This window comes from Paenibacillus sp. FSL W8-1187 (genome assembly GCF_037965485.1).
Classification (GTDB): domain Bacteria; phylum Bacillota; class Bacilli; order Paenibacillales; family Paenibacillaceae; genus Paenibacillus_O; species Paenibacillus_O pasadenensis.
Window position 1 is genome coordinate 3,697,278 of the sequence record NZ_CP150181.1, and the last position, 23,896, is coordinate 3,721,173.

Annotated in this window: 18 protein-coding genes; 5 read left to right on the top strand and 13 right to left on the bottom strand. The window is 67.1% G+C overall.

Annotated elements, in window-relative coordinates:
• Nucleotides 1-193 precede the first annotated feature (193 nt).
• Genes NYE40_RS16040 through NYE40_RS16055 form a run of 4 tightly spaced genes read right to left on the bottom strand, consistent with a single transcriptional unit; the run spans nucleotide 194 to nucleotide 5,340 of the window.
• Nucleotides 194-1,066: a response regulator transcription factor gene (locus tag NYE40_RS16040; protein ID WP_339278669.1), complete on the bottom strand. Its 873-nt coding sequence runs from the start codon at nucleotides 1,064-1,066 to the stop codon at nucleotides 194-196.
• Nucleotides 1,063-2,472 (bottom strand): histidine kinase, encoded by a 1,410-nt coding sequence (locus NYE40_RS16045; RefSeq protein ID WP_156876686.1) that lies wholly within the window; start codon nucleotides 2,470-2,472, stop codon nucleotides 1,063-1,065. The genes NYE40_RS16040 and NYE40_RS16045 overlap by 4 nt, the downstream gene beginning before the upstream one ends.
• 14 nt (nucleotides 2,473-2,486) lie before the next feature.
• A complete protein-coding gene (locus NYE40_RS16050; protein WP_339278670.1) occupies nucleotides 2,487-4,727 on the bottom strand; it encodes a sensor histidine kinase in 2,241 nt (746 codons plus the stop codon).
• Nucleotides 4,699-5,340, bottom strand: coding sequence for a hypothetical protein (locus NYE40_RS16055; protein WP_052332883.1), 642 nt, complete (start codon nucleotides 5,338-5,340; stop codon nucleotides 4,699-4,701). Before NYE40_RS16055 ends, NYE40_RS16050 begins: the two co-directional genes overlap by 29 nt.
• A gap of 279 nt (nucleotides 5,341-5,619) precedes the next feature.
• Here NYE40_RS16055 and NYE40_RS16060 point away from each other — a divergent pair, with 279 nt between their 5' ends.
• From NYE40_RS16060 to NYE40_RS16080, 5 genes are all read left to right on the top strand, one after another.
• Complete coding sequence (locus NYE40_RS16060) at nucleotides 5,620-6,015, top strand: SET domain-containing protein (RefSeq protein ID WP_028597207.1); 396 nt, start codon at nucleotides 5,620-5,622, stop codon at nucleotides 6,013-6,015.
• Between the two features lie 305 nt (nucleotides 6,016-6,320).
• Nucleotides 6,321-6,614: a metalloregulator ArsR/SmtB family transcription factor gene (locus NYE40_RS16065; RefSeq protein WP_028597208.1), complete on the top strand. Its 294-nt coding sequence runs from the start codon at nucleotides 6,321-6,323 to the stop codon at nucleotides 6,612-6,614.
• On the top strand, nucleotides 6,611-9,160 hold the full coding sequence (locus NYE40_RS16070; RefSeq protein ID WP_028597209.1) for a DsrE/DsrF/DrsH-like family protein: 2,550 nt from the start codon (nucleotides 6,611-6,613) through the stop codon (nucleotides 9,158-9,160). Before NYE40_RS16065 ends, NYE40_RS16070 begins: the two co-directional genes overlap by 4 nt.
• A gap of 138 nt (nucleotides 9,161-9,298) precedes the next feature.
• Entirely contained in the window at nucleotides 9,299-9,925 is a 627-nt protein-coding gene (locus NYE40_RS16075; protein ID WP_052332884.1) for a helix-turn-helix domain-containing protein, read from the top strand.
• Nucleotides 9,922-10,461 (top strand): methylated-DNA--[protein]-cysteine S-methyltransferase, encoded by a 540-nt coding sequence (locus NYE40_RS16080; protein WP_339278671.1) that lies wholly within the window; start codon nucleotides 9,922-9,924, stop codon nucleotides 10,459-10,461. Before NYE40_RS16075 ends, NYE40_RS16080 begins: the two co-directional genes overlap by 4 nt.
• Before the next feature lie 550 nt (nucleotides 10,462-11,011).
• On the opposite strand, the gene NYE40_RS16085 is transcribed toward NYE40_RS16080, so the two are convergent.
• The 9 genes from NYE40_RS16085 to NYE40_RS16125 all read right to left on the bottom strand — a co-directional run bounded on the left by NYE40_RS16085 (nucleotide 11,012) and on the right by NYE40_RS16125 (nucleotide 23,878).
• Nucleotides 11,012-13,069, bottom strand: coding sequence for a DUF2339 domain-containing protein (locus tag NYE40_RS16085; protein ID WP_028597211.1), 2,058 nt, complete (start codon nucleotides 13,067-13,069; stop codon nucleotides 11,012-11,014).
• Between the two features lie 525 nt (nucleotides 13,070-13,594).
• On the bottom strand, nucleotides 13,595-15,061 hold the full coding sequence (locus NYE40_RS16090) for a sn-glycerol-1-phosphate dehydrogenase (RefSeq protein WP_043110751.1): 1,467 nt from the start codon (nucleotides 15,059-15,061) through the stop codon (nucleotides 13,595-13,597).
• A gap of 15 nt (nucleotides 15,062-15,076) precedes the next feature.
• The gene (gene araA, locus NYE40_RS16095; RefSeq protein ID WP_028597212.1) at nucleotides 15,077-16,561 is read right to left on the bottom strand and encodes an L-arabinose isomerase; all 1,485 of its coding nucleotides are present in this window, start codon (nucleotides 16,559-16,561) and stop codon (nucleotides 15,077-15,079) included.
• Between the two features lie 16 nt (nucleotides 16,562-16,577).
• A complete protein-coding gene (locus tag NYE40_RS16100; protein WP_028597213.1) occupies nucleotides 16,578-18,281 on the bottom strand; it encodes a ribulokinase in 1,704 nt (567 codons plus the stop codon).
• 12 nt (nucleotides 18,282-18,293) lie between these two features.
• Nucleotides 18,294-18,989, bottom strand: a complete 696-nt coding sequence (araD, locus tag NYE40_RS16105) for an L-ribulose-5-phosphate 4-epimerase (protein ID WP_028597214.1) — start codon at nucleotides 18,987-18,989, stop codon at nucleotides 18,294-18,296.
• Between the two features lie 199 nt (nucleotides 18,990-19,188).
• A complete protein-coding gene (locus NYE40_RS16110) occupies nucleotides 19,189-20,616 on the bottom strand; it encodes a family 43 glycosylhydrolase (protein ID WP_028597215.1) in 1,428 nt (475 codons plus the stop codon).
• Between the two features lie 207 nt (nucleotides 20,617-20,823).
• Nucleotides 20,824-21,765 (bottom strand): glycoside hydrolase family 43 protein, encoded by a 942-nt coding sequence (locus NYE40_RS16115; protein ID WP_043110752.1) that lies wholly within the window; start codon nucleotides 21,763-21,765, stop codon nucleotides 20,824-20,826.
• A gap of 205 nt (nucleotides 21,766-21,970) precedes the next feature.
• Nucleotides 21,971-22,795 carry an ABC transporter ATP-binding protein gene (locus tag NYE40_RS16120; protein ID WP_043110753.1) on the bottom strand — a complete coding sequence of 275 codons (825 nt, stop codon included), beginning with the start codon at nucleotides 22,793-22,795 and terminating at the stop codon, nucleotides 21,971-21,973.
• Nucleotides 22,796-22,831: 36 nt separating this feature from the next.
• Entirely contained in the window at nucleotides 22,832-23,878 is a 1,047-nt protein-coding gene (locus NYE40_RS16125) for an iron chelate uptake ABC transporter family permease subunit (RefSeq protein ID WP_043110754.1), read from the bottom strand.
• Nucleotides 23,879-23,896 lie beyond the last annotated feature (18 nt).

Below are 23,896 nucleotides of genomic sequence, written 5' to 3' on the forward strand. Positions count from 1 at the left end.
ATTACTCGGTTTTTCCGTGTAACTCCGTTCATGTAACCGACTTGGCTAGTGGGTCTCCTCTGCAACCCGATTTTTTCGGGCTGCAAGCTCGCTCCCCGACTTCCATGCAGTTGAAGCCGACACATGCTGCCTGCGCCGACAAAAAAAGAGGTCCCCCTTCATCCGCAGCGGATGAAGAGGGACCTCTTTGACGTTACAGCTCGATTTCGCGCAGAAGCAGTACGGCCGCCGTGCGGTCGCCGACGCCGAGCTTGCTGTAGATGACGCTGGCATAGTTGCGGATCGTGCCTTCGTTCATGAACATGGCAGCCGCGATCTGCTTGTTGGACAAGCCGCTGCGGATATGGCGCGCCACCTCCAGCTCACGCTCGGTAAACCCCCATGCTGCTCCCGCAGGCGTGCCCGGCAGCCTGCCGACGCCCGTGCGATGGCCGGAGCTCGCGGTGGCGCGCAGTCCTGAACCGGGTCCTCCCGAACGCCATGCTTCTACGGATCGACCCTGGCCTGCTCCCGCTCGACCAGATTCCCGCGGCTGCCCAGCGCCTGCTGCTCCCGCTCGCCAAGATTCCGCTGGCTGTCCAGTGCCTTCACCCGCTCGATATCCTGCGCCTGCGGCTCCGGCTGGCGCCGCCTCCTCCGCGAGCCGACGCAGCTGCGCGGCGACGTTGGAGGCGACGGCGGCCGGCATGACGAGCCGGCCTTTGGCGGCGTCGCGGATCGCGTCGAGCAGCTGCGGGGCGTCCATGTCCTTCAGCAGATAGCCGCATGCGCCCGCCGCGAGCCCGTCCCGGACGTAGCCGTCGTCGAGGAATGTGGACAGCAGCAGCACGACGGTGGGCGAGCCTTCTTCGGCGAGCCTCCGAGCGCACTCGATGCCGCCCATGCGGGGCATCTGGATGTCGAGTAGCAGCACGTCCGGCTCCAGCTCGCGGACCCGCTCCAGCGCCTCCGCTCCGTCCGCCGCCAGACCGACGACTTCCATGTCGGGCTCGAGCCGCACGATCGTCTGCAGGCCGTCGCGCATGAGCGCCTGGTCGTCGGCGATGACGATGCGCAGCGGACTCATGGCGTCCCGCCTCCTGGCGAACGCGGTTCGGAACGATCCGCATGCTCGCTGGCCGCCGCTACGTCGCCCGCTTCTCCTGCCTCGGAGGGAGCCGCCCCATTAGCGAATGCTGTCGCCGCCTCCGCCTCGCGGCTCAACGGCAGCACGGTCCGCAACCTCGCCCCGCTGGCCGTTTCCTCCGCCGACACGGCCGCGGCCGCCTCTCGCGGCAGCGGCAGCGCGGCCCGCAGCTCCGCGCCGCCGCGCGCGGACGCGGCGAGCGTCAGGCTGCCGCCGGCTTCGGCGAGCTGCCCCTGCAGGGCGCGCAGCCCGAAGCCGGGCTCCGCGTCGCCGCTCCAGCGGCCGTCGTTCCAGAGCGACAGCGCGATCCGCCGCCCGCCCTCGGCGGACGGCTCCACCTCCGCCCGGCAGGCGAAGCGCTGCGCTCCGCCATGGCGGATGCCGTTGGTGAGCCCTTCCCGCAAAATATCCCGCAGCAGCCGCGCCTGGTACCAGCTGAGCGGAGGCAAGCCGCCGAAGCTTGCTTCCACCCGGACGCCGCTCGCCCACTCGGCTTCCCGGGCCACCTGCTCCAGCTCCTCGCCCGCCGACCGCCGCACCGAGCTGTCCGCGGCGATCGCGCGCACCGAGCCGCGGATCTCCTCCAGCCCCTTGCGCGCGAGCTGACGGGCGATCTCCACCTTGGCCTCGGCCTCGTCGCCCTCGCCGGCGGCAAGCAGCCGCCGCGCCGCCTCCAGCTGCACGATCGCCGCCGTCATCGTATGGCCGACGCTGTGATGGATCTCGCGGGCGATCCGCCCCCGCTCCTCCAGCACGGCCACCTCGGCCATCGCCTCGTAGGCCGAGCGGATGGACGCCTCCAGCTGCCGGCCGCGCTCCTCCAGCTCCTGCGTGCGGCGGCGGACCGCCTCCTCGAGCCGCGCCTGCGAGCGGGACAGCTCCACGGCCGCGCGATAGGCGCGGATCGAGGCGTAGACGGTGCTGAACAGCTTCGAGCTGGTCAGCTCCGTCTTTTCGCGATAGTCGTTGATGTCATAGCTGCGGATGACGTCCGACTCGGGAGCCTGGCCCGGCTGCCCGGTGCGCAGCACGATGCGCACGAGCGCATTGCCGAGCTCTTCCCGGATCGATCTCGCCAGCCGCAGTCCGGCATCCTCCGTCTCCATGACGACATCCAGCAGCACGACCGCGAAGTCGGCATGCCCGCGCAGCAGCTCCAGCGCTTCCGCCGCGCTGTAGGCGCTGTAAAAAACGAGCGGCCGTCCCTCGAACGTCTCCGGCCCGAGCACGAGCCGGGTGACGCGGTGGATGTCCGGATCGTCGTCGACGATCAGGAACTTCCAGCCGGAGCCGTCTTCGGCCGCCGGCTCCTCCTCCGGCGCGAAGCCGATCTCCTCTTCCTCCATCCTCTGCTCCTCCTTCATGACCGATTCCTTGCCTGCGCCTGCCCGCCGTCCCTCCGTTCGTGCGCCCGCTCCTCGCCCGTCTCCTCCGCCGCCTCGGGCAGCTCCAGCTCGAAGCGCGCGCCGCGTCCGGGCTCGCTCCAGATGCGGACCGCTCCCCCCCAGGTCGTCGCGACGAGGCTGTACACGAGGCTGAGGCCGAGCCCGGTTCCTCCGCGGCCCCGACGCGTCGTCACGAACGGATCGAAGATCCGCGCGGCCAGCTCCGGCTCCATGCCGACGCCGTCGTCCTCGAATTCCACATAGAGCCCCGCCCGCTCCCGCAGCCGCGAGATGGTGATCGCGACGATGCCGGAGCCGCCCTCCGGATACGCATGCGTGACGGAGTTGACGAGCAGGTTGGTCAGGATCTGATAAAAAGCCCCTACATATCCCGTCGTCTCCAGCCCCTCCTCCGCCTCGACCCGCACGTCCAGCCGGACGCCGGATTCCCGCAGCAGAGGGCTGAGGCTGATCAGCACGTCGAGCGCCGCCTGCTTGGCCTCGAACCGCTGGGGCAGCTCGCTCGCCTGGCCGGCGGCGACCTGCTTGAAGCTGCGCACGAGCTGCTCGGTGCGCTGCAGGTTCGACAGCAGGATGGACGCCGACTCCGAGCTTTCGGCCAGGAACCGCTCGAGCTCGGTCCGCTTCATCTGCCCGGAGGCGTACAGCTGCCGCAGCCGCTCGGCGCGCTGGGCGAGATGGCTCGACGCGGTGACGCCGATGCCGATCGGCGTGTTGATCTCATGGGCGACGCCGGCGACGAGACTGCCGAGCGAGGCCATCTTTTCGGCCTGCACGAGCTGCCGCTGCGCCGATTCCAGCCGCTCCATCGCCTCCTGCAGCTCCGCCGTCCGCTCCCGCACCCGCTGCTCCAGCGTCTGGCTCCACTCGTCCTTGAGCCGGTCCATCGCCAGCAGCCGCTGCGCCAGCTGCTCGGCCTCGGCGAACGAGCCGGCGTACTGGCGGGCGAGCAGGACCGACTGGAAGAGCGAGAACGCCAGGAAGCCGAGCGGAGCGAGCGAGGCCGCCCGCGTCAGGTCCGCCATGTAGAAGAAGTCGTGGATGATCGTAGCGGCGAGGACGGCGAAGCCGCAAAGGAACAGCAGCGCCCCCCGCTCGCCCCGGGCGACGGCCACGGCGATCGCGCCGGCCCCGTACGCCATGACAAAGCAGGCGTAAAGCTCCGCCGGCAGCAGCGCATGCTCGTACACCCGCTGCTCCGTCAGCAGGCATAGCAGCGCTCCCAGGCCGCCGACGGCGTCGGAGGCGCGGACGAGCCGGCGTCCGACGAACGCCGGATACAGCTCCCGCAGCATCCGGGTCAGCAGCAGCAGGCCGAGGTAGAAGATGAGGTAGAGCGCTTTGGCGAACCATTGCCAGTCCAGCTCGGGAAAGATCGTATAGACAAGGCGGTCGTTCACCAGCAGCGTCCGCACGGACATGAGCAGCGAGAACGAGCCGACATACAGCGAAGCGAGATGGCGCCGCCGCACGGCGAATACGAGCAGATGGTAAAACGCGATGATGCCGCAGGCTCCGAAGGCGAACCAGGAGACGGCCGCGTCGCGGCGATATGACGCTTCGAGCTGCGCTTCCGTGCCGATCAGCGGGCTTCGCTGGAAGCCGCTTTTATAGTAGTCGTAGTTGGACAGCTGCAGCACGAGCTCCAGCTCCGGCCCGTCTCCTCTCTCCAGCGGCGCCACCTGCACGATCTGGCGCGGCACCGCCTCCTCCCGCGAGCAGGCGACGACGCCGGCCGACGCGGTCTCGCGGCCGTCCGCCCACAGCCGGTACGAGGTGAACGTATTGCCGAGCTTGACGGCGAGCAGCGGCAGCTCCTCCGGCAAAAGCGCCGTCAGACGCAGCGTCGCGCAGCCCTCCAGCGGATAGGTCCGTCCGTCGATCGGCTGCCTGTTCCAGTAGCCGGGCACGTCCATGTAGCCGGCCGGCTGCGGCGGCGCTCCGGCACCGGCATCCCAGCTGGCGGGCTCCAGCAGCCGGCCGGGGTAGAACTCCCACTGTCCGCGCAGCGCGATCGCCTCGTCGAACGGCTGGCCGGTCAGGTCGATTTTTCCCGCCGTCGCCGCAGGCGCCTGCTCCCCGCCGCTATCCGGCACCAGCAGCGTCCAGGCCGCCGCCCCCCCGATCGTCAGCAGCAGCAGCGCGGCCGGCAGGAGCCGCCATCGCTTACGGCTGGACGGTCGGAATTTCGGCATCCTTCAAATACCTCAGCTCGCGGGCGAGCACAAGCCCGGCGGCGAGCGGCAGGTCCTGGCTCTTGGCCAGCAGCTTGGGCGTATAATAATTCGACGGATGCCCGCGCTCCATCCAGCCGAGGCGCATGTAGGTTTCCGCCACCAGCTCGCTGCAGAAGAACGTCTTTTCATCCGCCTGGCAATCCCAGCTCCCCGCGAGCAGCTCCTCGGCCATCTTCGTCAGGCTCGGGAACGACGCGTCATGCACCTCCTCGACGAACGCCTGGAACTTGTCCAGCGTGTCCGCCGGCCTGTCTCCCTGCAGCTGCCGGAACGCGTACCGCGAATCGTACCGGTCCGCCTCGTCGGTCGCGATGCGCTCGCGCAGCCGCACGAGCATCGGTCCGGTCTTGATCCGATGCTGCTCGACGTCCTCGAGCGTCTCGGTCGTCGTCGACTCCCACAGCAGCGCCTCATCGAAGCCGGGCAGCCTTACGACCATGCCGACATGCGACCATTCCGAGCGGCTGATGATCTCGATCTCCTCCGATTCGAGGAAAATGCCGTGAAAAAACACCAGGTCCCCCGTCTGAAGCGTGCGTTCCCATTCCGTCCAAGCCGATTGCAGAGCCATTGCCATCCCTCTCCCCATCACCCATGTCGCTGCCGTCCGCAGGCGCGCCGCATCGTCAAAAAGCCCGTTCATCCGAGTGCCGCCTCGTGTCGTGTGAGCAGGTGCGGCTGGCGGAAAAACAGGCCGTGCGGACGCGAAGGTCCTCGCGCAGGAAGCGCAATCCAATTTTACCATGAAAGCGCTGCTTCAGGCAGGAGACTAAAGGCATGGTTTGCCGTTTTCGCGGGGGCGGGTTAAACTGAGATATTCATTCCAAAGAAGAGGAAGGTGAGCCGCTCTATGCTGGAAGTGCGCCAATCCCCGAATACGACGGGCGAATTCACCCGAGGCGTCTTCGCGACCCGCGACATCGCCAAAGGAACGCTGTTCCACGAGGCTCCGGTCGTCACATACCCGAACGAGGAGCATGAGCTGATCGAGCAGACGATCCTCGAGGACTACGTGTTCAACTTCGGGGCCAACCACGGCGCGCTCGTGCTGGGATACGGAAGCCTGTTCAACCACTCCTACGAGCCGAACGCGGTGTACGAGCTGAACTTCGAGCAGCTGACCGTCGAGTTCTACGCCTATCGCGACATCGCGGCGGGCGAGGAGATCATGATCAACTACAACGGCGAGCCGGACTGCGACGACCCGCTCTGGTTCACCGAGAACGACGAGCCGGAGGAGAAGTGAGCCGGACGTAAGAGGCGCGGCGCGCATTGAGGCGCGGCGAGTTGAGGCGCGGATAGTTGAGGCGCGGATAGTTGAGGCGCGGATAGTTGAGGCGCGGATAGTTGAGGCGCGACGCGGCGCGAGCGCTGGCGCGGCCAGCCTGCTCCGCTCGGATCGCTCGGCGCGGGCGCGAGCCCAGCCCGATGCAGTCTGGCGCCTGCGGACGCGGCAAGTTTTCCCTTGCCCGCGGCCTCGCTTGCCCTTTCCATCCATATATCGTAATATTACGTTATAACGATTATTTTTCCCGAAAGGAAGATCCGCCCATGAACACCGACAGCCGAGCGTTCGAGGAGGCGGCGGAGCTGCTGAAGGCGCTCGCCCATCCCGTGCGGCTCTGCATCGTGAACGGCTTGCTCGCCAAAGGCTCCTGCAACGTCAGCTTCATGCAGGACTGCCTCGGCCTGCCCCAGTCGACCGTCTCCCAGCATCTGCAGAAGCTCCGCGCCGCGGGCATCGTGCAGACGTCCCGCAGCGGCCTCGAAGTCCACTATACGATCGCCGACGAGCGCGTGAAGCAGCTCGCCGGCATCCTGCTCAAGGAGGAGACCCCATCATGACCCGCAAAAAAATTCTGATCGTCGGCGGCGTCGCCGGAGGCGCTTCGGCCGCCGCCCGGCTGCGCCGGCTCGACGAGAACGCGCAGATCGTCCTGTTCGAGCGCGACGACCATATTTCCTTCGCCAACTGCGGCCTGCCCTACTACATCGGCGGCTCGATCCAGGACCGCTCCCGCCTGCTCGTCCAGACGCCGGAGGCGATGACCGCCCGCTACCGGCTGGACATCCGCGTCCGCAGCGAGGTCGTCGCCGTCAACGCGGCGGCCCGCACGGTCACCGTGCGCACCCGCGACGGACAGACGTACGAGGAAGCGTATGACGCCCTGCTGCTTTCTCCCGGCGCGAAGCCGATCGTGCCGTCCGTGCCGGGCGCCCGCCTCGGCGCGGTGACGACGCTGCGCAACCTGGCGGACACCGACCGCATCAAGTCGCTCGTCGACCGCCAAGGCACGCGCTCCGTGCTCGTCGTCGGCGGCGGCTTCATCGGCGTCGAGATGGCCGAGAACCTGCGCGAGGCCGGACTTGACGTGACGCTCGTGCAAATCTCCGGCCAAATCCTCGCCCCGTTCGATCCCGAGCTCGCCTCGATGCTCCAAGCCGAGCTGGAGAACGCGGGCGTGCGCGTCCTGCTGCATGAGACGGCCAAGGCTTTCCGCGAGCTCGCCGGAGGCGCCGTCGAGACCGAGCTCGCCGGAGGCGGCCTCGTCCGCTCCGAGCTTGTCGTGCTGGCGGTCGGCGTCGAGCCGGACACCGCTTTCCTTCAGGGCAGCGGCATTGCGCTCGGCGAGCGCGGCCACATCCTTGTCGACGAGTCGATGCGCGCGAGCGCGGAGGGCGTCTACGCCGTCGGCGACGCCGTGCTCGTCCGCGAGCTGGGCAGCGGCCGCCCGTCGGCCGTGCCGCTCGCCGGCCCCGCGAACAAGCAAGGCCGCATCGCCGCCGATGCGATCTGCGGCCTGCCGTCGACGTACAAGGGCGCGCAGGGCACGTCGATCATCAAGGTGTTCGGCTTGACCGGAGCGGCGACCGGCCGCAGCGAAAAGACGCTGCGCGAGCAAGGCGTCCCGTACGAAGCGACGTACGTGCATCCCGCCTCCCACGCCGGCTATTATCCAAATGCCGCGCCGATGGCGCTCAAGCTGCTGTTCGCCCCGGACGGCGCTATCCTCGGCGCGCAGGCGGTCGGAGCGGACGGCGTCGACAAGCGCATCGACTCGATCGCGGCCGTGCTGCGGCTCGGCGGCACCGTCCACGATCTGGCGGAGCTGGAGCTCGCCTATGCGCCGCCTTACTCCTCCGCCAAGGACCCGGTCAACATGGCCGGCTACACGGCGGAAAACATCCTCGCCGGACGGATGCCGGTCTTCCATGCGCCGGAGCTGGCGGAGCGCGACGAGTCCGCGACGCTGCTCGTGGACGTCCGCTCGGTCATGGAGCATGAGGCCGGCCACATTCCGGGCTCGCTGCTGGTGCCGGTCGACGAGCTGCGGGAGCGCCTCGCCGAGCTCGATCCGGGCCGCGAGATCTGGGTGTACTGCCAGGTCGGCATGCGCGGCTACACCGCCTCCCGCATCCTCGCCCAGCACGGCTACCGGACGCGCAACCTGAGCGGCGGCTTCAAGACGTACCGTCTGTTCGAGGCGGCGAAGCGGATGAGCGAAAAAGCCGCGGAAGCAAGCCGCCAAGCTCCGGCTGCGATGCCGATCGCGGCGACGGCGGAAGCTCCGGACAGCCCCGGCGGCAAGGCCGCCGGCGATGATGGCGCTCCGGAGCCGGACGCGACGCTCGACGCCTGCGGCCTCTCCTGCCCCGGCCCGCTCGTCGAGGTCAAGCGGCGCATGGACGCGCTCGAGCCCGGCCAAGTGCTGCGCGTGCAGGCGACCGATCCCGGCTTCGGCGAGGATGTCGGCGCATGGGCCCGCATGTACGGAGCGGAGCTGCTGCAGTCCGGCCGCGCGGCAGGCGGCCGCTTCGAGGCGCTGCTGCGCAAGCGGCCGGCAGCCGGCGCGCAGGCGTCGCCGTCCGCAGCGGCAGGCGCCGCAGCGTCCGCCGCTTCGGCAGCCGCTCCCGCCACGCCCGAGGGCAGCACGCTCGTCGTCTTCAGCGGCGACCTCGACAAGGCGATCGCCTCCTTCATCATCGCCAACGGCGCCGCCTCAAGCGGCAAGAAGGTGACGCTGTTCTTCACCTTCTGGGGGCTCAACATCATCCGCAAGCCGGAGCGCGTACAGGCGGACAAAGGCCTCGTCGGCAAGATGTTCGGCCTGATGATGCCGCGCGGCAGCACGCGGCTCGGCATGTCCCGCATGAACATGGGCGGCCTCGGAGCCAAGATGATCCGCGGCGTCATGAAGGGCAGCGGCATCTCCTCCCTGGAGGAGCTCATCCAGACGGCGCTTGACCAGGGCGTCGAGATCGTCGCCTGCTCGATGTCGATGGACGTCATGGGGCTGAAGCGCGAGGAGCTGATCGACGGCATCAAAGTCGGCGGCGTCGGCTATTACCTCGGCAAGGCGGACCAGTCGGGCATCAATCTGTTCATCTAGCCGAAACCGCATGGGGCGGACAGAAGGGCCTGGAAAAAGGCCGCCTGCCCGCCCCATGCTCCATTCTTGCGGTTTCATCCTCCGATGCGCCCGCAAGCGCCTGAAAAAGGGTATACTGGCGTCATGGAGGTGACTCGCATGAAGCGAACGACCCGCTCCGGCCCGGCCGGAGCCTTGCTTGGCGGCGAGCTCCCGTCGGACGTCGAATGGACGGCCATCACCGGCTGCGACGCGTCGGCGGACGGAGCGTTCTGGTACGCCGTGCGCTCGACCGGCATCTTTTGCCGGCCGTCCTGCCGCTCCCGCGATCCGCGGCGCGACCGCACGCTCGTGTTCCGGACGCCGGAGCAGGCGATGGCCGCCGGCTTCCGATCCTGCAAGCGCTGCGAGCCGGAAAAGGCCGCCAAGCCCGACGAGGCCTGGCTGTCCGAGATGGAGGGACTGATCGCCGAGCGGCTGCGCGCCGGACTGTCCCTCGGCGAGCTGGCGGACGCCGCCTGCCTGTCGCCCTGGCATCTGCATCGCCGCTTCAAGCGGGCGACGGGCTTGACGCCGCAGCAGTACATCCGCCGCGAGCGGATCGCGCGGGCCAAGCGGCTGCTGGACGATACGGAGCTGACCGCGGGGGCCGTCGCCAAGGAATGCGGCATCCCTTCCGCGAGCCGTTTCATCGCTTTGTTTCGCCAGGAAGCGGGCTGCACGCCCGCCGAGTACCGCCGCCGGACAGGCGGAGACCAAGATGTCGAGGGAGGCAAGGCCGAATGAGCGCAGAAGAGAACAGGCTGTACTGGAGCGTGCTGGAAAAGGACGGCTGGCGGCTGCATGCCGCAGCGGATGCGGACGGCTTCGCGTTCTGCGGATCGCAGGACGCGCCGTTCGAGGAGCTGGCCGAGTGGGCGGCGGCCCGCCGGCCAGGCGCGGCGCTGGAGCGGTCGGACCGCGTCCTCCAGCCCTATCTGGATGAGCTCGCCGCTTTGCTGAGCGGAGCGAGCCGCGAGTTCCGGCTGCCGCTGTCGCTTGGCGGCACCGCTTTCCAGCGGACCGTATGGGACGAGCTGCGGCGGATTCCGTACGGCGAGACGCGGACGTACGCCCAGATCGCCGAGGCGATCGGCCGTCCGTCGGCGGCGCGCGCCGTCGGCGCGGCGATCGGGGCGAATCCGGTGCTCATGTCGGTGCCCTGCCATCGCGTCGTCGGCTCCGGCGGCACGCTGACGGGCTACCGAGGCGGGCTGGAGATGAAGCGCCGGCTGCTAGAGCTGGAAAGCTCCGTCCGGCTGCGGCTCTCCGCGGAGCGCTGAGCGAGCTGGATTTCGCTGGCGGCGGCTGCGGCGTGGAGCGAGCCGGCTCACGGCTACGGCGCGGCGTGGAGCGAGCCGGTGAACGTTGGCGGCGCAGCGGCGTCGTGGAGCGAGCCGGTGAACATTGGCGGCGGTGCGGCGACGGCGCGGCAGCGATGAACGAGCCGGCGCCCGTTGGCAGCGCCGCGGCAGAGAGTCGGCGGCGAAGCGTTTGAGGCGGCTTCGCCGCGACATGCCGTCCTCGACAGGCAAAAAGCGTCCAGCCCCATTCCAGGGGCTGGACGCTTTTTTACGAAATAGGACTTCTTCGAGCTGTCCCAGCAGCCGACTGGCGCGGCTCTCCAGTGCCATTTTTACCGCTAAAGAGAGCCGTTCCTCAGCTGCGGGGCTTCCTAACGACAATTTTGCCGCTAAGGAGAGCCATTCATCATCTGCGGGGCTTCTTAACGACAATTTTGCCGTTAAGGAGAGTCCTAGCGCCAATTTCACCGTGAAGGATTCTCCGACTGAACGAAGCCTCCGTCCCTGCGGCTCCGACCGATCCCGCCCGCTACTCCTGCTGCTTGCGGTAGAGCAGCCGCGACGCGAGGATGCCGACGACGCCGAGACCGATGAACAGCACCGCCCGCACGGCCGTCGAGACGCCAGGCAGATCGACGAAGATGACCTTGATCAGCGTCAGGAACAGCAGCACGATGCCGGCGGCTCGCACCTTGGACTTATGCGCCAGCAGGCCGATGGCGAACAGCGCGACCGCATACGCGACCCAGACGGCGGACAGGACGAGCGAGCGGCGGTCCGGATCGAGCGTCTCGGCGAGCACGAGCGTCAGCTGCGTGAGGAACACGAGCACGAGCATCCCCCCGCTCCAGAGCAGCAGCGGTCCGGGACCGCCCGGCAGCTCCTTGTGGCGCAGCGGCCGCAGCAGGAAGTACATGGCCGCCCAAGCGGCGAGCAGCGCGAGCCAGCCGAACGTCTCCTCCGACCATGCCTCGCGGATCGGGGCGTTCAGCACGAGGCCGACGCCGAGGAACAGCGTGGCGGCAGCCGCTGTTTTTTGCATCCAGGAGGACAGCCGGAGGCCTAGATACAGCGATGCGACGCCCTGCGCGAGCAGCACCGGACCGAGGTAGCGGTACGAGGCGGCGTCGAAGGCCAAAAGCACCCAGCCCAGCGTCGAGGCGGCCGCGTAGAGGCGCATCCGGTCCTTGTCCAGAGAACGGAAGCCGAAGGCGGCTCCAGCCAGCAGCAGCGACAGCGCGGCGATCGTCCAGCGGTAGCCGGACGGTCCGGCCAGCTCATGCAGCCAGGCCGCGTTCAGCGCGAACGAAGCGAGCAGCAGCCCTTGCCGCTCCGGCCGCTTGGCGAACTCCGCATCCCGCAGCGACAGTCCGAGCTGCAGCCCATAATGCAGCAGCAGCGCGCCCAGCACGAGCCAGCGCTCGCCAGGTTCGTCCGCGCTGACCCCTCCGAACAGCATCGGCGGCAAAAGCAGCACATACGACAGCACATAGGCGATCCGGAAGCCGAATCGGTAGCTGAGCAGCAGCACCGCGCCAGCAAACGCCGCCTCGTAGCCGATGAACAGCGGCAGGCTCGGAGCGACCGAGTCGACGAGGAACGGCACGAGCGCGCCGGCGACTCCGGCCGCCAGCATGAGCGCCTGCGACCGGTAGCGCAGCGAGCAGCCGACGAACAGCAGCACGACGGCGACGTACAGGGCGAAGGCCGCTGCCGGGCCGATGAAGCCGTACAGCATGTGGGCGGCGAAAAGCGTCAGCACGAGCACTCCGTTCGCGCCGCCAAGCAGCGTCTGCGCCAGCGCTCGCCGATCCTGCTGCATCCAGCGGACGCCCAGCCCGAACATCGCCGCCGAGGCGGCCAGCCCGATCCAGCAGCGGATCGCCGGCGTGATGTAGCCCGCGCTCGCCGCGGCCAAGAAGCCCCACAGCACGCCGATCAGCAGGACGACGATGAAAATCCGCGGCAGCCATATCTGGCCGATCTGGCGCTCCCAATCCACCGGCGGCCGCGGCGAATTCGCTCCCGCTCCGGCTCCGGCCGCCCCTGGCTGGCCCGGCCGCCCTTCGGCGCCCGAATGCGCAGACGCTCCGCTCCAGCCGGCAGCCGGATGCCCTGCCGCCAGCGGCGGCTCTGCCGCGCCTGCGGCCGAGCTCTGACCGGCCCATGGAGCTCCCGCGAGCGGTCCTTCTTTCGAATGAGCTTCAAGATGGCCAGCCTGCGGAGGAGAAGCGGCCTGATTAGGCCCGGCAAGCGGATGCGCCCCTGTCTGCTGGCTGCTGCCCGGCGGATGCGCCCCTGTCTGCTGGCCGCTGCCCGGCGGATGCGCCCCTGTCTGCTGGCCGCTGCCCGGCGGATGCGCCCCTATCTGCTGGCTGCCTGGCGGAGGCGCCGCCTGCAGGTGGCTTCCTGACGGACGCGCCCCGGAATGCTCCTCTGCCTGCAGCTGGCTGCTTGGCGGTTGCGCCTCTGCCTGCAGCGGCCCCCCGTCCTGAAGCAGCCGCCCGTATCGGTACAGCTGACGCCGGAGCTCCCGCACTTCTTCCTCGAGCCGCGCGACCCGCGCTTCCATCGCTTCCTGATTCATCGACGTCCCCCTTCCGCATCGCATGATCGTCCTATTATGGCAACGCCTTCCATCGCCTGTCAACGCTTTCGACTGGATGCGGCGGCTGTGGATATCATGCCTCATCCTGCCTGTTGCGCGTGGCTCGCAGCCTTTTCGTGAGCCGGCCGATTCCAGCTGCAAAAAAAGAGGCTGTCCCTCGGTCAATGACTCTGACCTCTAGGACAGCCTCCGCAGAAAGCCGTGATGCTTGGGGATTATCCTGCCGCCAAGCGATTCTGGCTCGGCCGCCTCATCGCTGGCTCTGCAGCTTCCAGCCTAAGAGCGTGCTTGCAAACCCGCTCCGAGGCATCGCGTCACGGCCTTTTCGCCTCCTGCTTCGTCACGCGGGCTTGACGTACCCCCTCACGCAGGCTTGACGTACCCTCGTACGCCTCCTGCTTCGTCACGCAGGCTTGACGTACCCCCGTACGCCATCGCCTACGTTCCTTGCAGGGATCGAAATTTTCGGCAATATCGGCTTTCTTCGGAGCATGCAGACACGACTCAGCCGAGCTTGCGAAGCTCCTCGTTGTAAGCGCGGAGCAGCGTGAGCCGGCCCGGGCGCACCCGGTCGGCCTCGAGCAGCGCCCGCTCGACCTGGGCGTCGCTCAGGCCGAGCTCGGCCGGGCTTCCCGGTCCGCCCGCCAGAGCGAGCAGCTCCCGAATCCGCTCGCCGGAAGGCAGCGAGCCGACGATCCGCTCGATCTCGCTCCAGGCCGGACCTGCCGCGGCGGCGACGCGCGACGCCGCCTCCGCCGACACGGGAGGCAGGCTGGCGTACGTTGGAGCAGCCAGCCCGGACTTACGGCTTGGCGGCGATGCCGGCTCAGCCCCTTCGGCCGCTCCCGGCCTCGCCTCTGCATCCACTCCCGCAGCCCGCCCTGTGCCCGCTGCCGCAGCAGCTGCCTCGCCGCTGCCTGCCCCTCCGTCCTTGCCCGAAGCAGCGGCGACGATGGCGCGGTAATAGTCGGCGATGATCGCGCATGCGACGCCCACCTTCGCGCCGTGCAGCAGCGGCCGCGCTCCTGCGCGGTGAAGCTCCATTTCCCAGTAGTGGGACAGATGATGCTCCGCGCCGGACGCCGGATGGGACGCGCCGAGCAGCAGCATCGCGAGGCCCGATTCGATCAGCGCCTCGGCGAGCGTCTCGACGCCGGATGCCGCTCCGCCCTGCTCCGCCTCCGCCTGCACGCTCACAACCGCTCCGCCCTGCTCCGCCTGCGAGCCCCCGGCGGCCTCGCCGCCTCGCAAGCGATCCGCTTGCTCGATGCTTCGCCGCAGCGCGCTGTCGGTCAGCGCCGCCACGCCTGCGCTCCAGCCGCCCTGCGCGCCGCCCGACAGCAGATGCTCGATCCGCCAGTCGGCGAGCGACGTCAGCTTGCCGAGCATGTCGCCGAAGCCGGCGGCGGTCAGCGGAGCCGGCGCGGCCTGCAGCAGCCCGGTCTCGGCGAACACGGCCGCCGGGCCGACGGCCGCGACCGTCGTCTTGACGCCGCGCAGCAGCAGCGGCGCGCCGAGCGAGGTGAAGCCGTCGACCGAAGCCGCGGTCGGCACGCTGACGAACGGAATGCCGAGCGCATAAGCGGCGAAGCGGGTCAGGTCGTGGATCGTGCCCGCTCCGGCCGCGAACAGCACGTCCGCTCCCGCCGGCTTGGCCGCGAGCAGCAGCTCCATGAGCGACGCCTCGTCGGCGACGACGTCCCCGGCGGCATCCGCCGCTATGACGGCGACAAAAGCGTCGATGCCCGCCTGCTCAAGCAGCCGCTGCAGCCGCCGGCCCGCCGCGGCGGCCGTCCGCTCGTCGCAGGCGATCGCCGCCTTGCGCCAGCCTTGGCCCGCGATATAGGCCGGCACCCGCTCCAGCGCGTCCGCCTCGACAAGGATCGGCTCCGGCAGCGGGCATGCCTGCAGCCGCTCCTCCAATCCAAGCGCCTCCGCCTGGCGGCGGAAGCTTTCCCTCAGATCGCTCATGACCGCACCCGCCGCCTAGCGGCCGAGCCGCCAGGCCAGGTCGCTCCAGCGCAGCTCCTGGCGCAGGCGCCCCGGATCGGTGCCGCGGCCGATGACGACCGCCTCGATGCCCGCCATCTCCGCAAAGTCGAGCAGCTGCTCCGTCTTCACGACGTACGAGAAGCCGGTATGATGCGCGCCGCCGGCTGCGATCCAGCCCTCGACCCCGTCCTTGAGCGTCGGCAGCACCTTCCACAGCGCGCGCGCGACCGGCAGCTTCGGCAGCGGCTTGCTGACCTCGACCGCCTCGACCTCGTTCACGACGAGACGGAACCGTCCGCCGAGATCGACGATCGTCGCGTTGAGCGCTTCGCCGGCGCGGCCGTTGAACACCATGCGCGCCGGGTCCTCCTTGCCGCCGATGCCGAGCGGATGCACCTCCAGACGCGGCTTGTCGGCCGCGATCGTCGGGCAGATCTCCAGCATATGCGCGCCGAGCACCAGCTCGTTGCCCGGCTCGAGATGGTAGGTGTAATCTTCCATGAACGAAGTGCCCTCGTTGCCCGCCATCACCTTCATGAGGCGCACGAGCGCGGCCGTCTTCCAGTCGCCTTCGCCCGCGAAGCCGTAGCCGTCCTCCATGAGCCGCTGCACCGCGAGGCCCGGCAGCTGGCGCAGGCCGTGCAGATCCTCGAACGTCGTCGTGAACGCCGTGAAGCCGCCTTCCTCGAGGAAGGAGCGGATCGCCAGCTCCAGCCGCGCCTGGTAGGCGATCGCCTCGCGCTGCTCCGGCCCCGGAGCGACGATTTCATAGCGCTCCGCGTAGAGAGCCATCAGCTCCTCGACCTGCTCCGCCGTCACGGCCTCTACGCGCTGCGCCAGATCGCCGACGCCGTACGTGTTGACCGACCAGCCGAACTTGATCTCCGCCTCGACCTTGTCGCCCTCGGTGACCGCGACCTGGCGCATGTTGTCGCCGAAGCGGACGACCTTGAGCGAGCGGCTCTCGGCCAGCGCCGCCGCCGTGCGCTGCCAGCCGCCGAGCTGGCTCAGCACCGACGCGTCCTGCCAGTGGCCGAACACGACCTTGCGGGGCACGTTCATGCGGGCGGTGATGAAGCCGTGCTCGCGGTCGCCGTGCGCCGACTGGTTCGTATTCATATAGTCCATGTCGATCTCATCCCACGGGATGTCGCGGCTGAACTGCGTCGCCAGATGCAGCAGCGGCTTGGTCAGCGCGCTCAGGCCGCCGATCCACATCTTGCTCGGAGAGAACGTATGCATCCAGGTGATGACGCCCGCGCAGAGCGGGTCCGCGCTTGCGCTGACGAGTGCCTGGCGGATCTCGTCCGGCGTCTTGACGACCGGGCGCAGCGACACCTCGTACGGCAGTCCTCCTTCTTCGTTCATATGGCGGACGATCGCAGCGGCGTTCGCGGCTACCTCCTGCAGCGTCTCGGGACCGTAAAGATGCTGGCTGCCGGTCAGGAACCAAAATTGATAGGCGGGTACAGTGAGCATAATGTCAGCCTCGCTTTCAGTTGGTGGTTGGGGATGCTTCCGCATGAGCCGCCGATTTTGCGGTCTCGCGGATCGACTTGAGCGTCTTCATGACCGGGTTCGCGCCGCGGCCGAAATAGTCGTGCAGCTTGCTGTACTCCTCGTACAGGCGCTCGTAGACGGCTTGATTTTCCGGAATCGGATGATAGCTCTCTTCCTTGACCCGCGCCATCGCGGCGGCGGCTTCGACGATCGTCGCGTAGCCGCCCGCCTCCTCGCCGGCCGCGACCGCGGCGAACATCGCCGCGCCGAGCGCCGGCGTCTGCCGCGAGTCGGCGATGCGGATCTCGCGCCCGGTCACGTCGGCGTAGATCTGCATGAGCAGGCGGTTTTTCTGCGGCAGGCCGCCGCAGGCGTACAGCACGTCGACCGGCACGCCGCTGCCGTGGAAGGCGTCGACGATCTTGCGCGTGCCGTAGGCCGTCGCCTCGAGCAGCGCGCGGTAGATCTCCTCGGGGCGCGTCTGCAGCGAATAGCCGAGCAGCACGCCGGTCAGGTCGGTGTCGACGAGCACGGATCGGTTGCCGTTCCACCAGTCGAGCGCGAGCAGGCCGGATTCGCCCGGACGGGACCTGGACGCCTCCGCCTCGAGCCACTCGTGCACGCCGACGCCCGCGTTTTCCGCCGCCTCGCGCACATAGGCCGGCACGCCCTCGGTCACATACCACTCGAAAATGTCGCCGACCGCCGACTGGCCGGCCTCATACCCGTAGTAGCCCGGGATGATGCCGTCCTCGACGACGCCGCACATGCCCTCCACCTCGCGCTCCTCCGTGCCGAGCAGCATGTGGCAGATCGACGTGCCCATCGCCATGACGAGCTTGCCCGGCGTCACGACGCCGACCGCCGGCACGGCCGCATGGGCGTCGACGTTGCCGACCGCGACCGCGATGCCCGCCCGCAGGCCGGTGCGCTCCGCCATCTCCGGCGTGAGGCCGCCGGCGCGCGTGCCGAGCGGCACGATGTCGCCGCGCAGCTTCGTTTCCGCCAGCCGCTCCAGCCTCGGATCAAGCGCTTTCAGGAAATCCCCGCTCGGATAGCCGTCCTGCTTGTGCCAGATCGACTTGTAGCCCGCCGTGCAGCTGTTGCGCAGCGTCACGCCCGTCAGCTGCGAGATGACCCAGTCGGTCGCCTCCAGGAACAGGTCCGTCTCTTCGTAAATATGCGGAGCCTCGTCGAGGATCTGCCAGATCTTGGCGAACATCCATTCCGAGGAGATCTTGCCGCCGTAGCGGGCCAGCCAGCGCTCTCCGCGCTCGGCCGCGATCTCGTTGAGCCGGTTCGCCTCGTCCTGCGCGGCGTGATGCTTCCACAGCTTGACCCAGCTGTGCGGGTCCGCGCTATGCGCCGGCAGCAGGCAGAGCGGCGTGCCGCTCTCGTCGACCGGCAGCATCGTGCAGGCCGTGAAGTCGATGCCGATGCCGATCACCTCGGCCGGATCGATGCCGGACTGCCGCAGCACCTCCGGGATCGAGCGCTCGAGCACGGCGATGTAGTCGCCGGGATGCTGCAGCGCCCAGTCGTCCTCCAGCAGCTGGCCCGTTCCGGGCAGCTTGCGGTCGATCACATGATGCGGATAGGGCGTCACATGATCCGCGATCTCCGCCCCGTTCGCCAGATTCACTAGCACGGCGCGTCCGGACTGCGTGCCGTAATCGACGCCGATTGCATACTTGGCCATCCTGATCTCCTCCTAGGTCGTGGTCTGTCCGTAATAAGCGCCCGCGCCGTGCTTGCGCAGGTAATGCCGGTCGAGCAGGCTGGCCGCCATCGGCTGCGCCTCGGGGCGGAGCTGGAACGTATGGTACGCCATCTTGGCGACCTCCTCCAGCACGACCGCGTTGTGCACCGCCTTGGCCGGCGTCTTGCCCCACACGAACGGCGCGTGGGCGTGGACGAGCACGCCCGGGATGTCGTCCGGCTCGCGCCGTGCGAACGTCTCCACGATCACGCGGCCCGTCTCCTCCTCATAAGCGCCTGCGATCTCCTCATCGAGCATCGGACGCGTGCACGGGATCTCTCCGTAGAAATAATCCGCGTGCGTCGTGCCGAGCGCCGGAATCGGACGTCCAGCCTGCGCCCACGAGGTCGCCCACGGCGAATGCGTATGGACGATGCCGCCGATGCCGGGAAACGCCTCGTACAATACCAGATGGGTCGCCGTATCCGAGGACGGCTTCCACTTGCCCTCCACGACGGCCCCCTTGCGGTCGACGACGACCATGTCCTCGGCCAGCATGTCGCTGTAGGCGATTCCGCTCGGCTTGATGACGACAAGTCCGGTCTCCCGGTCGATGCCGCTTACGTTGCCCCATGTAAACGTGACCAGCCCGTGGCGCGGCAAGTCGAGGTTTGCTTCCAGCACCTCTTGCTTCAGCTGCTCCAGCATGCCTGCATGCTCCCTTCGCATGAATATGCCCTTAGTATAAACTTGTATGTACATGTTGGGAAGATCTTTTTTATTGCTGCATAGTGGTATGTACAAGAAAGGACGGCTTTCGCCGTCCTTTCTTGTCGCCGGGAGCCTCGTTCCGAGCGCGAGGCTCCCGGCCGACGCTTCGATATTGGCCTACGGTTACGGGTAACGGTTAAGTGCCGAAAACCTTGACCTCCCACAGCTGCGGCGTATACCAGTTGCCGGGATTGTTCCACAAAACGGCGTCGACCATGTTGATGCGGACGTAGCGGGCTGTCGCCGTCAGCGAGTCCGAAGTGAAGCCGTACGTCGTATTCCCCGTCCGGTCCAGAGCGACGGTCCAGTTGACGTTGTCGCTGCTCGTCTCGATCTTGTACTTGTAGAACGCTTCGGAGCCTTTGTACATGTACCATGAAATCTGCACGTTCTTGATGCTTTTGACCGCGCCGAGATCGACTTGCCACCAGTGCGGCCACGTCACTCCCGTCGCCACCCAGCCCGTCTGGTAATTGCCGTCATTGGCGCGGCTCGCCGGATAGGCGGCCTGCGCGGTCTGCGCGGTCGCCGGCTTGCCTTGAGAGAGCAGCGTCCCGTTGTTGACTCCGGCGACGAAGCCCGTGTCCGCGTCCACCTGGATCTGATCCGAGTACGTCAGCGAGGCGCTCGTCCCGTTCAGCACGAGCGGCAGCCAGACGTATCTGGAATCGCCAAGCGCGCTCGGATTCCAGCGGTCGCCGACATAGATCGCGTTGGAGCCGCTGGAGCCCTGGATCGTGAAGATGAAGGCCGGCTGGGTGTAGAACGTGGACGGATCGCCGATCGGCTGCAAGGCCGACCAAGGCCCGTTCAGGCTCGTCGCGGTGGAGTACATCGCCTGGTTCGGGTACCAGCCCGTCGCGCCCGACGTGATGAGGTAGTAGAGCGAGCCTTTTTTGACGATGGCCGGAGCCTCGCGATGATCGCCTTCATAGATCATGTTCATCTCTTGCGCGATGCCCAGATAATCCGGCGTCAGCTTGTACAGGCGCAGGTTGTAGTTGTTGTCGGAGGAGGAGAACAGATAGGCTTGTCCATCCGTGTCCTTGAAAATCGTCATGTCGCGCGATTCCTTGCTGTTGGGCCGGAAGCTGCCATGGTAGGTGAACGGTCCTATCGGGGAAGAGGAGGAAGCGACCGCGACGCGAGCCAGCGTGTAGCCGTTGCCGTCCTCGTAGTGGGCCCACAGCACGTACTTATTCGTCGCCTCGTTATAGATGACTTTGGGACGCTCGATCTTGGCGGACGCCAGCTCCGGGCTGGATGCCGTCGTCAGGGCGTAGCTGCGCCATGTCCAGTTTTTCAGGTTCGTGGAGGAGTACACCGTGACGGCCTTGAAGTTCGCGCTGTTGTGGATCTTGTCCTCTCCATACCAGTAGTAGGTCGAGCCGACCTGCAGGATGGAGCCGGCATGGGCTTGGAACGAGGCATTGTTCACATCCTTCCACGGCGTGCCGTTCGCGATCGTCTGGACCGCGGCGCTCGCTTCTTTCGGCGACTGCAGCGTCAGGCATGGGGCGATCAAGGCGAGCAGCAAAATGAGCTTGAGCCAGCTTTTCATCATTCTCCCTCTTTCTTCACGTCAATTTGGAAGCGCTTCCTTCTATAGATATACCAGTCCCTTCCGAGGCGCGAAAGTGAAAAAAGGCCATTTGTATGGACAAACGGCCGTTAGGGGCAGTGAACAATTCTCAACAATATGCAAAAATGCCAAATCGTACAGGAGGGCTGCTGCAGCGCGATGCGGAGCGCCCCCCCGTCGCCACGACATTCAGCCGCCGAAGCGGGCTTTGATCCGATCGTATTCCTCGGTCGAGATCGGAAGCACCGTGCCGTGCTTGAATCCGTACGGAAAGCTGAACAGCTCGTCGGAACGGATGAACCTTCCGCTTGCGAGCGATTCGGCGACAAACGGCACATAGCCTTGTCCTTCGCCCTGCACGCCGTAGAAATCCAGCATCAGGCACCATCTGCCATCCGGCAGGCGGAAAGCGGTCGGAGCCTCGTAGACGCCCTGCTCGAGCTTGGCCATCTCTGCGTCGAAGGCTTCGACGCGGACATAATCGTCTCCGGCGACCGCTGTTCCCTTCTCCAGCACGATCGCGGCCGGATTGGCCTCGCTTTTCAAGAACCGATAAAAGCTCCCGTCCTCCACGTAGATCGCCGAGTCGATGATGCCGCTGTCTTCCTTGCGGCACAGCAATTCGGGCTGGCTGAACTGCTCGAAGTCGCGCGTGCGGGAATAGTAGATCGCTTTCGGCCCGTAACCGTTGGACGCGTGCGAGGACGACCAGTGGACGATATAGTCGCCGCTCCGCTCGTCATGGACGATGTCCGGCGCCCACAGGCAGCCGAACGAGTCGTCGCCAAGCGGAATCAGTCGCTGCTCGGACCAGTGGATCAGGTCGCTCGACTTCCACAGGGAGAGGCATTTGCTTCCGTCGATGCCGATGTTGCCCCAGTCGCCCTTGTACTTGCCGTGGAAGCTGTTCGCGAGGCTGAGATCCGTCGCCAGGATGCAGAAGCCGCCTTCGCGGGTACGGACGATCGTATGGTCGCGGACGCCCTTTTCTCCGAGCACGCTTTCGAGCACCGGCCTGCCGCCGTTCACCTGCTCCCAGCGGAACCCGTCCTTGCTGAGGCCGAAGTACACCTGTTCTCCGTCCGGCGTTTCCTTTTCCTTGAAATGAACGAACAAATAAGCCTCCGTCATGTCCGGCTCCCCCTTCATCATGCGCATCCGCTGCGAAATCGATTCCAGAACTGGAATCCGAGCGCTCCATCCATCTTGTACGATGCCGCGTTCATGCGTCAACTTCCGGCAAAGAAAAAAACAGCCCCTTCTCGCAAAAGAAGAGGCTGTCTCGCAGTTGGATGCGGCTCATGGCGCGGCCGCTGCGGCGGGCGCTGCTCGGACGTCACCTGCCGAGCGGGACGACAAGCGGCGTATGCGATACCGGATCGTCGATGATTCTGCACTCCAGGCCAAAGACGTCTTCGACCAGCCTCTCCGTCATGATCTCGCTCGGATTCCCTTGCGCGACGACTTGGCCATCCTTCATCGCGATGAGGTGAGTCGCATATCGCGCCGCATGGTTCAGGTCATGCAGGACGGCGACGATCGTGCGGCCTTGCTCGTTCAGGTCCTTGAACAGCTCGAGCAGGTCGATTTGATGGGCGATGTCCAAATAGGTCGTCGGCTCGTCGAGCAGCAGCAGCGGCGTCTGCTGCGCGATCGCCATGGCGACCCAGACGCGCTGGCGCTGGCCGCCGGAGAGCTCGTCGACGAAGCGCTGCGCAAGCTCGCTCGTATCGGTCAGCCGCATCGCGTCGACGACCGCTTCTTCGTCCTCGTCGGTCCATTGCCGGATGAAGCTTTGATGCGGGTAGCGTCCGTGCGCGACCAGATTGGCCACCGTGATGCCGTCCGGCGCGGTCGACGATTGCGGCAGCAGGCCGAGCTTGCGCGCCGCTTGCTTGGACTTGTAGGCGGAGATGTCTTTGCCGTCCAGCAGGACCTGCCCGGCGGCAGGCTTGATGAGCTTGGCCAGCGTCCGCAGCAGCGTCGATTTTCCGCATGCGTTCGGTCCGACGATGACCGTATAGGAGCCGTCCGGTATGGTCACGGAAAGGTTCTGCGAGATGATGCGGTCGTCATAGCGGATCGTAATGTCTTCCGTCCAAAGCCTCGACGCCGGCTCGGAGCTGCTCGCTTGCCGGCTGCCATCCACGGATCTTGTCATGTCAGGGTTCCGTTCCTTTCCAGGCCGATGGGTCGGCTACAAGGCCGACCGCGCTTGCCTGAACAATATGCCTACGAGGTATAAGCCGCCTATCGTCAGCGTGACGACTCCGACCGGAAGCAGGACGCCCGGCACAAGCCGCTGCGCGGCCAGATCCGCGCTCAGCAGGATGAACGCCCCCATCGCCGCCGCCGGAGCGAAGCTATGCAGCGATTTAGTCAGACGCAGCGCGATTTGAGGCGCCGCAAGGGCGATGAAGCTGACCGGCCCCATGACAGCCGTCGGAGCGGCGGTCAGGACGACAGCCAGCAGGATGAGGACGAGGCGCGAGCGCTCCACGCGGACGCCGCGGGCTTTGGCCGCGTCCTCGCCAAGCTCCATCGCCTGCAGCGGACGGATCATGGCCATAGCCGCCAGCAGCAGCGCGGCGACGACGATCAGGCTTCCAGCGGACTGGGCCCAGCTGATGCCGTTAAGCGAGCCTGCGCCCCAGGCCGCGGCCGTGAGCGCGACCTCTGCCTTGCTGCGCAGCAGCAGCATTGAATTCAAGCTGCTCAGAATCGTGGAGATGGCGACGCCGACGATGATCAGCCGGAAGCCCTGCGTCCCTTTGCGGAATGCCAAGGAATAAATGAGGACGGCCGTCGCCAGGCCGCCGATCAGCGCGCCCGCCGCGATTCCTGCAAACGACGTGGAGCCGACGATGAGCATGGCGACAAGAGCACCCGTATACGAGCCGGAAGTAAACCCGATGATGTCCGGCGATCCGAGCGGGTTCCGCGTCAACGACTGGAAAATAGCGCCGCTGACGGCCAGCCCGGCGCCGAAGACGATCGCCGCCAGCACGCGCGGCAGCCTCCACTCGACGACGATCGTCCGTGCCATTTTGGTTCCTTCCCCGTTCAACGCGGCCCAAACTTCCGCCACGCTGAGCCGCAAGGAGCCCATCATCAGTCCGGCGACCGCCAGCGCCAAGGTCATGGAGACGAGCACGGCCGTCACGGCCAGGCTCCTCGCATCGATCCGAAGCTGGATCCCCTTTTTGATTCGTATGTACCGCCTGCCGAACGGAACGGGAGTCATTGCAGCCACTCCTCCACC